The sequence below is a fragment of the Paenibacillus sp. FW126-R14 genome (assembly GCF_058789495.1).
On sequence record NZ_JBYTBS010000101.1, the window covers coordinates 1 to 12,493 of the forward strand.

General features: G+C 39.4%; 11 protein-coding genes. 10 read left to right on the top strand and 1 reads right to left on the bottom strand.

Annotated elements, in window-relative coordinates; translation table 11 throughout:
• The first annotated feature begins 210 nt into the window (after positions 1-210).
• From AC3WRW_RS31930 to AC3WRW_RS31950, 5 genes are all read left to right on the top strand, one after another.
• Positions 211-501 carry a hypothetical protein gene (locus AC3WRW_RS31930; RefSeq protein ID WP_492550253.1) on the top strand — a complete coding sequence of 97 codons (291 nt, stop codon included), beginning with the start codon at positions 211-213 and terminating at the stop codon, positions 499-501.
• Between the two features lie 129 nt (positions 502-630).
• Positions 631-990 (top strand): hypothetical protein, encoded by a 360-nt coding sequence (locus tag AC3WRW_RS31935; protein ID WP_492550254.1) that lies wholly within the window; start codon positions 631-633, stop codon positions 988-990.
• A 270-nt stretch (positions 991-1,260) separates the two neighbouring features.
• Positions 1,261-1,788, top strand: coding sequence for a hypothetical protein (locus AC3WRW_RS31940; RefSeq protein WP_492550255.1), 528 nt, complete (start codon positions 1,261-1,263; stop codon positions 1,786-1,788).
• Positions 1,789-1,953: 165 nt separating this feature from the next.
• The gene (locus AC3WRW_RS31945) at positions 1,954-2,436 is read left to right on the top strand and encodes a GNAT family N-acetyltransferase (protein WP_492550256.1); all 483 of its coding nucleotides are present in this window, start codon (positions 1,954-1,956) and stop codon (positions 2,434-2,436) included.
• Between the two features lie 613 nt (positions 2,437-3,049).
• On the top strand, positions 3,050-4,960 hold the full coding sequence (locus AC3WRW_RS31950; RefSeq protein ID WP_492550257.1) for an endonuclease MutS2: 1,911 nt from the start codon (positions 3,050-3,052) through the stop codon (positions 4,958-4,960).
• Positions 4,961-5,646: 686 nt separating this feature from the next.
• On the opposite strand, the gene AC3WRW_RS31955 is transcribed toward AC3WRW_RS31950, so the two are convergent.
• A complete protein-coding gene (locus tag AC3WRW_RS31955) occupies positions 5,647-6,864 on the bottom strand; it encodes an IS110 family RNA-guided transposase (RefSeq protein WP_492550258.1) in 1,218 nt (405 codons plus the stop codon).
• A 372-nt stretch (positions 6,865-7,236) separates the two neighbouring features.
• Here AC3WRW_RS31955 and AC3WRW_RS31960 point away from each other — a divergent pair, with 372 nt between their 5' ends.
• From AC3WRW_RS31960 to AC3WRW_RS31980, 5 genes are all read left to right on the top strand, one after another.
• Positions 7,237-7,968 carry a P-loop NTPase family protein gene (locus AC3WRW_RS31960; protein ID WP_492550259.1) on the top strand — a complete coding sequence of 244 codons (732 nt, stop codon included), beginning with the start codon at positions 7,237-7,239 and terminating at the stop codon, positions 7,966-7,968.
• 128 nt (positions 7,969-8,096) lie between these two features.
• Positions 8,097-8,513 carry a hypothetical protein gene (locus AC3WRW_RS31965; protein ID WP_492550260.1) on the top strand — a complete coding sequence of 139 codons (417 nt, stop codon included), beginning with the start codon at positions 8,097-8,099 and terminating at the stop codon, positions 8,511-8,513.
• A gap of 111 nt (positions 8,514-8,624) precedes the next feature.
• Positions 8,625-9,467, top strand: coding sequence for a tyrosine-type recombinase/integrase (locus tag AC3WRW_RS31970; protein WP_492550261.1), 843 nt, complete (start codon positions 8,625-8,627; stop codon positions 9,465-9,467).
• A gap of 911 nt (positions 9,468-10,378) precedes the next feature.
• Complete coding sequence (locus AC3WRW_RS31975; RefSeq protein WP_492550262.1) at positions 10,379-10,702, top strand: hypothetical protein; 324 nt, start codon at positions 10,379-10,381, stop codon at positions 10,700-10,702.
• A 925-nt stretch (positions 10,703-11,627) separates the two neighbouring features.
• On the top strand, positions 11,628-12,365 hold the full coding sequence (locus tag AC3WRW_RS31980; protein ID WP_492550263.1) for a WecB/TagA/CpsF family glycosyltransferase: 738 nt from the start codon (positions 11,628-11,630) through the stop codon (positions 12,363-12,365).
• Positions 12,366-12,493 lie beyond the last annotated feature (128 nt).

Sequence of the window (12,493 nt, forward strand, 5' to 3'; positions counted from 1 at the left end):
TATATTTTTCATTATTATGGTACTGAAGAAAAAATAGTGTAAATTGCCAAGAACGGTGATTACACTAACTGGGAACGTTAGTTCAGTACTGACAAGAAGGCAGCCGGCACACGATCGGCTGCCTTTGTCTGTTGAAGTAACGGGCAGTTATCTTCAGTGTTATATGTTATAATATGGAAATAATACAGGGTCATATTAGGATGTGACGAGATGGGGAAGATCGTAGTCAAGGATACATTTGTCATTAAAAGCATCCTTGAAACTAATGTTAAGTTCAAGGATTGTATCATTGTTTATGGACAAATCATTGTTGATGACATCCTTGAAATTGGAGATGAGTTAATCGATGATTCGAGAAATGGCTTTAAGTGTAAAGTTATTGGTTTCCCGTTAATTAGGAAGATACCTTACTTGAAGGACCATATACATATTATTGTTAAGCCGACAGTTTCAGTGTACTCATTAGAGGATGTAAAGGATATGTTATTATCCAAAATGTAAGAAGATACATAATCATATGTGATTCTAACGGAGAACGATACCACGGTGGTGAAAACAATCCATCGCTAACTCGCGGATTGTGTCTTACTTGGTTAGTAGAGAATGAAAAACTGTTTTTGGAGAGCTACTATGATAAGAAAATGGGATGATATTTGTTCTGATTATGAACGACTAAGTAGTAAAGATAACAAGTTTTTAAGTATTTACAACTTGGTGGTTTCTGTCAGAGATTCAAATTTTTCAAATCATATTTACGGATGGACTTCAGTTTGTGATTTATATATCGTACAAAATGAAGTGAATTATCCTTATGAAGGGCCTAAACTATTAGTAAGACAATTAGAATGTAATAAATTAGAATTTAGATACATCGATACTTATGAGGCGGAAAGACAATGGAATAGAGTGTTTGATGGAAGTGATGGGTTCGGGAAATTAAAAAAATTATTCTTTGATTTACATTGGTTCTATCCTAACTTTATAAAGTAATTAGAAATAGTATAACTTGGACCTGAATATGATAAACATGATTGCACTAACGGGCACTCTAGCCCAATAAACAGGGACCAAATTGCCGCAAAAGCTGTTCCCTGTTTTCATGAAGTAACTGGCAGTTTAACGCAGGATTCGAAAGTTTATTCGTCAAGTATGTTCAATAATGCATTTGCCATAGGAAAGAATCAGAAATTTGAAACAGGGTTATTGTAGCAATAGCTGTTAGAAATTCCAGAAAAAACAAATTTTATCAATGGTGATATTATGAATATCTATGGTCATCTAAATAAGGTTACTCGAATTTTTTTAGATTTAGTATCCGAACCAAGTAATTTTAATCCCCAAAAAATCATAGATGGACTTAGGGAATCTTGGACATACATTGAAAAGTACATTAAAAATGCTCATCCAAAATGGACAAGTAATTGGGATAAAACAATAATGAATTTAAACCCTAATGAACTAGCTATCTCTGAAGATATGGTAAAAGATACACGTAAGAAAATAGATAAATTAATGAAGGAACGAAGAGTCAAAGACTATTTTAGCTTTTATATATCGATTGTAGAGGGTTTGACAATTTATAATAAGTCGTACGAAGAGTCATGTGATGTTTGTCAGGGTGAGCTTCATTATTATACAGATATAAGTAGTAAAACAATTGTAAAGGAATGCACAACATGTGGTTGTTTATATAACGGTAAGTATGGAATTAAAATCGGATGGGGAAAAGACATTTCTTTAAGGCCTGCAAATAAAAGCGAATTAGAAAGTGAAGGAATTCTGAGATGATGATAACACAGGAATTCTGCAAAACTGCATAACACTTCATTCAACGCGCGGCTGGCTCCCAACGAACTCGAGTTGTTCGAGGTCTGTTCCGCTCCCTCGGGCAGTATAATTCCAATATGCGGTACAATTAAGTCGATAATATTCATTCTTTCGAAGGGGCTCATTATGAACATTGTGAGTGCTACAAAAGATGATTTGAACGGATGGTTGGAATTGGCTGCAGAAGTAGAATACTTATTTGGTCCTATGGTAAGCGATCCAAAATTTATTCAGGCAATAGAGAAAAATATTAACCAAAGCAGTGCATTCTGTGTTAGGGAAAACGATGGAGCTCCAGGATCTTTCTTACTCGGTGGAATATTATTCTCCTCAGTAGATTCACCAAGCTACAAGATCGGATGGTTAGCTGTTTCCTCTCGAGCGAGAAATAAAGGCATAGCAACTGAACTATTGAAACATGTACTGAAAGATGTTAATGTCCCAGCTGAAATATCAGTTACTACTTTTGGTGATGATATCCCAGATGGGCAGTCTGCAAGACGGTTATATCAAAAGTTTGGATTTGCACCTCAAAAAGAACCGATTCCGAATGGTCCTGAAGGCGGTAGTCGTCAAAAATTCAAACTGGTAATCACACAACAGGATTAAGCTAAAGCAGAACTATAGCATAATAAAACACCAGTGAAGGCAGCCGAGATCAAGAGGCTGCCTTTTCCCCGCTAACGGGCGTGGTGGTCTTTGGCGCTTCGGGCAGGATAGTTCAAATACTTCGGAAAGTATTCCACCAGCCAAATGATTATTTAAGAATTGACTAGCGGTCATTACACCCTTGACTTCCCACATCAAATCATATATCCTACTTACATCATACGATTTCAATGCAAGACACATTCCCTACGAGGTGTTTTATGAGTGTAGCAGGTTTTCAACAGGCATAACTTAAGAAGATAACATTCTATTCTATAGGTGAAACGGGATACCGTTTCTTAAAATCCTATATGATAGTTTTATTTAAGTTACCTATGAAGAACCCTGCGAATGCATCATGAACCATGACTCGAACAGAGGAAGTACACTGCGGCTTTGGACACAAATCCCTTGTCAGCTGATGGCTTTTATCTATATGTAACGTCATGTAAATTGAGTGTAATGAGCTGTGGGTTTCCCGCAGCTTTTTTTGCGCTTATTTGGGCATAAACGTTGAAATCTTATGGTGCAGGGATCTTCATCATGATCACCCAATCGTGAGGAGAATGCAAAGATGAATCCAAGTACAAAGGACAAATTACAATATAACGAATTGAAGACACTCGTCCAAAGCTATTGTGTAAGCAGTCTGGGCAAGCAACTGATCGATCAGCTCGAACCAAGTTCAAACCTCAAAGTAGTAAAGCAACGTCTCCTTGAAACAACGGAAGCCCGCGCGATTCTGGATACTGAGGGACATGTGCCGCTGCTGGGGATTTCGAATATTAAACTCATGATGGAGAAGCTGGACAAAGGGATGGTGCTGGATCCCTCCGAACTGATTGCCATTGCTGATTTTCTCCGGGGTTGCCGGAAAGTCAAGAAGTTCATGACCGAGAAGGAATTCTACGCTCCTAAGCTAAGTGCTTATGCCAACTCCATGTGGGATTTCCAGAACATTGAAGATGCAATTCACCAAGCTATTAAAGGGAATCGGGTGGACTCCGGGGCAAGTAAAGAGCTCAGACGAATCCGCAAGCATATTGATATTGCCGAGGCGAAGATTGAGGAGCAGCTGCAAAAGTTTCTGAAGAACAGCGCGAACAAGGAGGTTATTCAGGAGTTTTTTGTCAGCAAAAAAAATGACCGCTTCACCATCCCGATTAAAGCTGCCTATAAGCATCAAGTGGCTGGAACGATTGTCGAAATATCTTCCAAGGGATCGACTGTGTTTATGGAGCCGTTAACTGTTGCCAAGTATAACGCAGAGCTTTCGGGTCTCAAGATGGAGGAGGGGATGGAGGAGCTTCAGATTCTGTCGGCTCTATCGGATTTAGTCGCAAATCAAACCCAGCCGATAACGGTCAATATTGATTTGATTAGTCTGTGCGATATGATTTTCGCCAAAGGAAAATTTAGCAAAAGCATGGATGGAATCGCACCTAAAGTGAACGACCACGGGACGATTAAGTTGGTCCGATGCAGGCATCCGTTATTGTCCCGAGGTGCGGTTCCGCTGGATTTTGAAATTGGCGATAGATATCGCAGTTTGGTCATTACGGGTCCGAATGCGGGGGGCAAGACGGTTGTGCTGAAGACGGTCGGTTTGATCGCGCTGGCGGTGATGTCCGGATTTCACATCGCGGCGGATGCGTCTACCGAAGTGGCTGTGTTTGAGCGTATGTTCGTTGATATCGGGGATAATCAGAGCCTGGAGAATGCGCTTAGTACCTTTTCGTCCCATATGAAAAATATAGCCGAGATCATGCGCCAAGCGAATCGGAATACGTTGTTGTTGTTTGATGAGATTGGTAGCGGAACGGAACCCAATGAGGGTGCGGCACTGGCCATTGCGATTCTGGAAGAATTTTACCAAATGGGTTGTATGACGGTTGCGACCACGCACTATGGAGAGATTAAGGAATTTTCGGAACGGCATCCGGATTTCATGAACGCAGCCATGGCATTCGACAACGAGACCTTAGAGCCGCAATATAGGCTACTGATTGGGCAATCGGGCGAGAGCAATGCGCTTTGGATTTCGAAGAGGATGGAGTTGAAAGATGAGGTATTGCGGCGGGCGAAGCTGTATATGAAGAGTAAGAACTATCGGTTGGATCTCCTTCATGAAAGTAAAGTGATGAAGAAGCCGGTAGTGGCACATACGGATGAAACGGAAGTTGTACTTGAGGAGTACGGGATGGGTGATCGTGTGCGGTTATTAGATCATGATGAACCCGCGATCGTGTTCAAAGGCCGAGATAGCTTCAACCATATGACGGTTTTATTTGAAGGGCTGCTCGTAGAGGTGCATGCCAAGCGGGTATCCTTAGAACTACGAGCCAGCGAGTTGTATCCTACGGGATATGATCTGAATACGCTGTTCACCAGCTATAAAGACCGCAAGTTTCAGCACGACATGGAGCGTGGCTCGAAGAAGGTGTTGCGGCAAGTGCAGAAGGAAATACGGAAGCAACGGGAGTGAGAGGATCGTAGCTTTGAGGGAGGTTTGAAAAATGTATCGTATTAACTATTGGACATATTCAAGAAATTGATAAAACCTAATTGAGTTTGTTTAACGTCCAAAATGGTGAAACACAGTGAAATAGAGATGCTTGCGCAGTGTGAGTTGCCTCGCTTGGTGAGCTTAATTTGCCCCTTATATTTGCCAGAACTGACGAGTTAGCAAGCGGAAACAGAATTACTTTTATTTATATAGAAAACAATGAATTTATAACTGTCGGTTGTCATGAACATTGTCCGATTGCCCATAAGCGGTAGACTGACCGACCGGTAACTTGCTAAACTACCATGAAAATTAAATATCTGGCAGTCGAAGAAAAAGAACAGCACTAAAGAAGACGCAGTTCATCCATGCCACATGCGCGCTCAATGAGTATATCCATTGAAATTGCAGTCAGACTAACGGATGGGCTCAAAGGCACCATAGTTCATCGACCTTCCTCACCCAGCCGTAGTAGCAATCTTGACGGTTTTAATCCTTTTTCTTCATTTTCATCATCTATGGTGCAGCGCGATTTTGCGCTGCATGAATGACTACCATGAAAATTAAATATCTGGCAGTCGAAGAAAAAGAACAGCACTAAAGAAGACGCAGTTCATTCATTTTTTTAAAATGTGCAGCGCCTAGGATATTGGTAATCTCGTAAATCAGGAAACTTCGGAAATTGTAACACTGTAACCTAAGGTTTCAAGTCTCCGAACGGAGTTCCGTACAATAGCTCCAAGCTTTTGTTTATCAAAGTAATCTTCACCTAAGTCGACATACATTTCTTTTCGTATCAGCAGATAATAAGCGATTCTTAGCATTGCATGGGCCACTACAATAGCTGCTCTTTTCCTACCTTTTCGTGCTAATGTTCGCCTATACATAGCACCAAGATAGTTTTTGGAGGCACCTACATAATGCGCGGCCTCTGTTAATGCAGATTTTAAATATTTGTTTCCTTTCTTTCCTTTAGAAGACTTCCTTTTACCTGCGCTCTCATTATGTCCAGGAACAAGTGCTGCCCAAGAACACAAGTGAGCCGCACTTGGAAACTGGTCTTTAATGTTTGTTCCTATTTCAGCTAAGATTTGTTCAGCCATTCGAGTGGCAATTCCAGGGATAGAATCTAATCGCTCTATGTCTTCTTGATCTGAGATGACTCTCTGTGAAACTTCTTGATCTAACATCTCAATTTGCTCGGTGAGGAATTCAATGTGGGTTAAAATGGTTTTAAGCATCATGCGTTGATGAGGATTAACGTAGCCTCGAAGAGCGAGCTCGAGTTCTTCTTTTTTCTTTTTCATAGTTCGCCGAGCGAAGCTTGCTAATTTCTCCGGATCTTCTTCACCGTCTGCGATAGCATGAAGCATGTCCTTAGATGAGACACCCATAATATCTGAAACCACAGAGCCAAGCTTGATGTTTGCTCCTTCTAACACTTTTTGAATCCGATTATGTTGTCTAGCTCGTTCTTCAATGATGCTTCGGCGATAACGAACTAGTTCTCGGAGTTCCCGTTGGTTACGGTTCGGAATGAAGCTCGCCTTTAGCAGTCCATGACGAAGAAGTTGGGCAATCCATTCCGCATCTTTTACATCCGTTTTACGACCTGGGAGAGCTTTCATATGTTGAGCATTTACAACTAAAAAATTAATATCTTCAGCTTCTAATAGGTTAACTATTGGCTTCCAGAATACGCCTGTACTTTCCATCGCTACGTGAGTACAGCCATGCTTTTTAATCCAGTCAATTAACTGGAGTAGAAATACGGTTTTAGTAGAGAACGTTTGAATCTCCTTTCCTTCGGGTGTCATTGTACATGCAGTAATGGAATCTTTATGGACATCCATGCCACATGCGCGCTCAATGAGTATATCCATTGAAATTGTCCTTTCTACGGCTTGAATATTGGGGCTGGTGCAACAACCCAAATAGGATTAATCTACCATGAGTGCTTCCCGAAGGAGCGACATTCTGTGATGCACCGTGGTCGGTGGAGTCAGACTAACGGATGGGCTCTAACGCACCATAGTTGATCGACCTTCCTCACCCAGCCGTAGTAGAAGTATTGACGGTTTTAATCCTTTTTCTTCATTTTCATCATCTGTGGTGCAGCGCGATTTTGCGCTGCATGAATGACTAACGGGCAGATTAGTTTAATACGTCCATGTTTAATTTTCATATTTAGTGGTATTATTTGGATATGCATACCCCCAAAATATAGATATCCTATATTAGGAGAACGAAATATCATGGAATCGTTCCTTCAAATCAATATTGAAAATCTCACTTGTGAAGTGGCGTGTTCTTTATTTAGTTATTGGAGAATGGTGGACTCAATAACCAATTTATCAGCGAGCTTTGCGAGTGGTAAAATATATGGTGTTGTAGGAAGTCAAGGTGCTGGTGGATGGGCATTATCTTACATTTTGGCTGGTAAAGAATCCATAAATGATAGTTATCAAAGTTCAATACGTGTTAATGGCCAGAAAGTCAGTGCTGATTTTCTTGGTAGTATATCCTGTTATGTTGGTGAAGGAGTTTTGGAACACCCTTATAAACCAAGGGGAAATTATCCAACAAAATTGACAAGAAAAGTCTTGGGAATCAAAACGGTTGGAGAACAAATTGAGCAGGGAATTAAAAAGAGCGAAAATAAATATAACTTAAATGAAATTGCCAAAATGTTTGATCTATCAGGGATCGATCAAAATAATGAAAGGCATGGTAGAATTCATAGACCATTAGAATTTCAAAGTGGTGAAGTTTGGAGGGCATCAATGGCAATTGGTTTTGCCTATGGTAAAAGGCTATTTACTGTACCATGGATGCAAACTAAAGATTGGTCGAACTACATAATTGGCGAACACAACAAAAAGTATCTTGAGTTGTTAAAGTTTCACAATGCAATAGTAATAGTTCCTGTAAGTAATGAATGTGATTTAGGTAACTTTGCTGACGAAATTATTTATTTGAAAGTGTAATAAAAGAATGCCTATAAAGTCCTGAATCTTATCAGTAACAGGTCAAGCCATTGAGTTAACGGACACGATAGTTCAAAAGCAATTTGACCCTCTCTATTACTTGAGGGATTTCAATCGGGGGTATCAATATGGACATAGCTGATGAGCTTCAAAAGGAATTATCAAAAACCAATATTGATGATTTTAGATTTCTCAAATTCACTCAAGAAAGAGAAGGAACATTAACAATTGCAGGAAGTTTTGATTTTTGTTACTATCATCAAATTGAAATAAACTTCTATGGGACTTCTTATATTTCTTGTCCAACCTCGTTTAGTAACGCTCGTTTTAGAATGGCTTCTGAATTAGAAATTCGATTGCTTAAGGAAAAAATATATGATGATTGTGGCGAATACGTAGTTTGTATTGTTGTTGATGAAATCTACGAAATGACCAAAGAATACTTTATTGTTGCCAATGGTGTAGATTACACGTTTGGGACAGTATTCTATTATAAGAGAGAAGCTCTTAAAGAAGGAGAAAAGATTGCAGACTGGGTTAAGTGATATTAAACATTAGGAGACTGAACTAACGGTTAACACTAGTTCAATACAACAGATTAAAGCCTCTCATTAGAAGAAAACCTAGATTTAATAGGACTAATGGGAGGTTTTATTATGATTATAAGTCAATTGTGGAAACTGTATGAAGCCGATAAGCGCATCCAGGGATTCAGTATAAACACACTAAAAGCTTACGCCTTGCAGCTAAAAATGCTGGTTAATGAACTAGGTGATATCCATATTACAGATGTTACCCTACAGCTGTTAAAGGAATACTTAGCGAAACAATCTGATCGATTGAAGCCAAGTAGTTTAGGGCATCGTATTCGCTTTGTTAGATCATTGTTTCGCTTTGCATACGAAGAAACTTACCTAACGTCAAACCCTTCTCTAAAATTAAGAGAACCAAAGATGGAAAAACGTATTCCGAAGTTTTTAATCGAGGAAGATGTGATCCATTTGAAGATCTCTTGTCTATCCATGCGGGAACGAGCTCTTCTAGAGTTCCTGTACAGTACCGGTTGCCGAGTTGGAGAAGTACAAAAGATAAACATTGAAGATTTGAACTGGGAGAATTGCTCTGCAATCGTTAATGGTAAGGGATCTAAGCAGAGAGAAGTTTATTTCACTACCGAGTGCAAGGTCTGGTTGAAAAAATATCTGGCAAGTCGCAAGGACTCCTGTAAAGCCTTGTTTGTAACCGATACTCATCCTACTCGCCGAATGGCCATTCCTACGATCAGATGGTCATTAAAACGGCTTGCAGATCGGGGAGAGGTCGAAGCCAACGTGTACCCTCATCGTTTTCGCCATACTTATGCGTGCCAGTTGCTGGACAACGGAGCACCTTTGGATTTCATTCAGGGCATGCTGGGTCATGAGAAGGCATCGACCACTCAAATATATGCTCAGCTTCGCGGCGAGCGCCGAAGAGAACTTTATCGTCGGTTCTTATAGACTTTCTCTGCCCTCCAGTAATGATGGTTTGGGTCATAATAATATCGCCGTTACTAAACTAAAGGGCAGGTTAATGCAAATTGCGTACTTATTTTATCAAGTCATAAGAGGCTAAAAATAATTCAAGAAAAAACAAAATTATTGCTATGATAAATCCACTAAGTAACATTACGGGTTCTAATGAATCAATTAAAAATAAAAAGCATGAAATCAGCACAAAACATATTAGTGGATAGTATCTTATCAATTGCCTGATTATCCCTTTCTCTTTCCGTGAAATCATTAAATTTACTACGTATGAAATCGCTAGAGGAACAGGAATTGTAGTCAAGAGATGTAAATACTTTAGGGATTCATCCTGCTTCGCCCAAGGAAAGATTTTGTAGTCATCAGAGTATAAAAATACAGCAAATCCAATAGCCCCTAAAAGTAATATGTGATAAACGAACTTTATTATTAAATTACCATTTGACTTGTTCAACTTATACCACTCCTGTATAGTATCAATTATTTTATAAATACAGGGTAACAGTTTGAGATCGCTTAATTAAGTACTATCCTTTTATAGTACCTATATTACCTAGACGAAGCTACCGATAACGGCAGCCTCGTTGAAGTAACTGGAAGGATAACTTGGAACTTGTCAGAATTAATAGATGTACTAATACATTTATTTTGACTATACAGTCAATGGAGGAATAGTATGTATAAATTTCTAGCGCTTAAAGGGAGTCGAAGGCATAGCCTGACACCGTATTCACGCGTCGAGTCTGACCAAATTTCTTGAACTAACGGAGAACGATAGTGGGAACAAACGGAGAGCATAGTCGTCATATACTATGTTGATACACAAATAAGTAAAATCGTCGATTAATCCAAACCTGGTATTAGAAATGGGGCTGCTATAGAAAATGAGTGAATATATTCAAACACTTACCTTTGAACAAGCAAAAAGTGTTGCAGAAGAAGCTGCAATACAAAATCTTGAATCATTTATGGATAATTCTATTGTATCTGTACTAGATGAGCAGCACAAAGAAGCAGAATGTTGTTGGTTTTTTTTTAGAAACAAAAATATCATAGGTCCCCCAGAGCGGGTTCTCACATGGGATAGGGCATATGCTATTAGTAAAAGAGGAGAAGTCCGACTTATTGTCGACTATTCAAACGAACCAGAAAAGCTACAGGAATATCTTCAAGTGATGTCCAATCATTTCAAAGAACGTGGATTGTAGCCTGAAATGAAGGGAGTTAGGGGCATAGTAAATGCTTACCTTTTGCAAACCTATAGCCGGAGTAGCTGCATCGATGCAGCTTTTTTCCGAATCTTACGGTGATCCAGATCGACTTTAAACAGGACTTTGTTAAGGAACTAAGACTACTGTATCCGCACAAGGAGAACTTAAAGCATTGGGGGAAGGATATGAACCCTCTAAGATAATAGTCCCTCAAGAAGATAACCAATCCGCCCGTTACTTATTACAACTGCATATTTACGTTTGAACGTTCAGATAACGGAATACGATAGTCGAGTTAAAAGGTACATTAGCAAACTTATGAACAGTTTTCAGCATCGCCGGTAGCCTGCTCAACTATCGGGAAGTAGTGTGGGCAACAAAAGTTTATTATATTTTTAATTAACGGGGGCAAACGTATGGAAAAAATGGTCCATTCCGATGCCAGTATCATATTAGAAAGGCTCATTAAGGAATTTGCTGTAGAAGAAAAAATACAGCGAGGTCATTTAATATGGAACTCATTAAGAAAAAAGCCGCAAGTAGTGACCTTTGAGAACGCGATAAACTCGAATGAACAGGGAGAACTAATTTTTTTTTGGAAAGACAAAAGGAAATGTTTAAGGTAAAAACAGCGGATGTTAAGAGATTTTTTGAAAATATAGAGCCGTGGTTAGAGATAGATGCGTATCTATTCGACTTATCGTATAGTTGGCTTACCGCATTTACACATGAGGACACTATTTTATTTTTACAGCTTTAGAATTCTATAATTACGCTAACGGATACGATAGCTTAAGCTTAATAAACAACTATGACGAGGCTGACGGCATGAATCGGCGGCCTCGTTACACTAGCGAGGATAGTTTGGAAACAAAATCCATGTTAAGATATGGGTAACGTTAAATAAAGGTGGACATACATTATGGAGAAATACGCTAAAGTAATGGGAATTAACTTCCCTAAAATCACATTAGATCGTACCGTCGAAATTCTTAGTAATGTAATTGAACAGAGTAGATCCCAACTTTTTCACGTAATAACGGTTAATCCAGAGATCACTATGGCATGTCAGAAGGACAGGTCATTACGATCCATCGTAGATGAGGCAGGTCTCATTACTGCCGACGGTATTGGTATTGTTATGGTATCTCGATTAAGGGGGGGCAATTTACCCGAAAGGGTAACTGGATACGATGCATTGTTAAAATTACTTGATTCAGGAAACCAAAAGAAATGGTCATTTTATTTTTTGGGAGCAGATCCGGTCACAAATCAAAAGGTATGTGAGGTTATTAACGAAAAGTATCGTGACCTTATAATACTAGGCAAGCATCATGGATTCTTTAAACAACATGAAGAAGATAAGATAGTCGAAGAAATTGCATTTTTAAAACCAGATATTTTGGTCGTTGCCCTTGGAGCACCTTATGCGGAGAGATGGATTCATAAGCATAAATCAAAACTTAATGCCAAAATTGCTATTGGCGTTGGCGGAAGCCTCGATGTAATTGCCGGAAAAGTAAAGGCAACTCCTGAAAGTTGGAAGCGACTAAATTTGGAATGGCTTTACAGGTTGGTTCAACAACCTTCTAGATGGAAGCGTCAGTTGATCTTACCTCGATTTGCTATTCATGCATTGTTATTTCGGGAAGGCAAGTAACTCATCCGATTATCCGATTACGCTAACGGTAACGTTAGTTGAATTCCTTCCAAAGAGGCTGTCCCATAAGTCATAGAAATGACTGAGGATAGCCTCTCATTTTTTGTAAACAAAAAGAAACCGTTCTT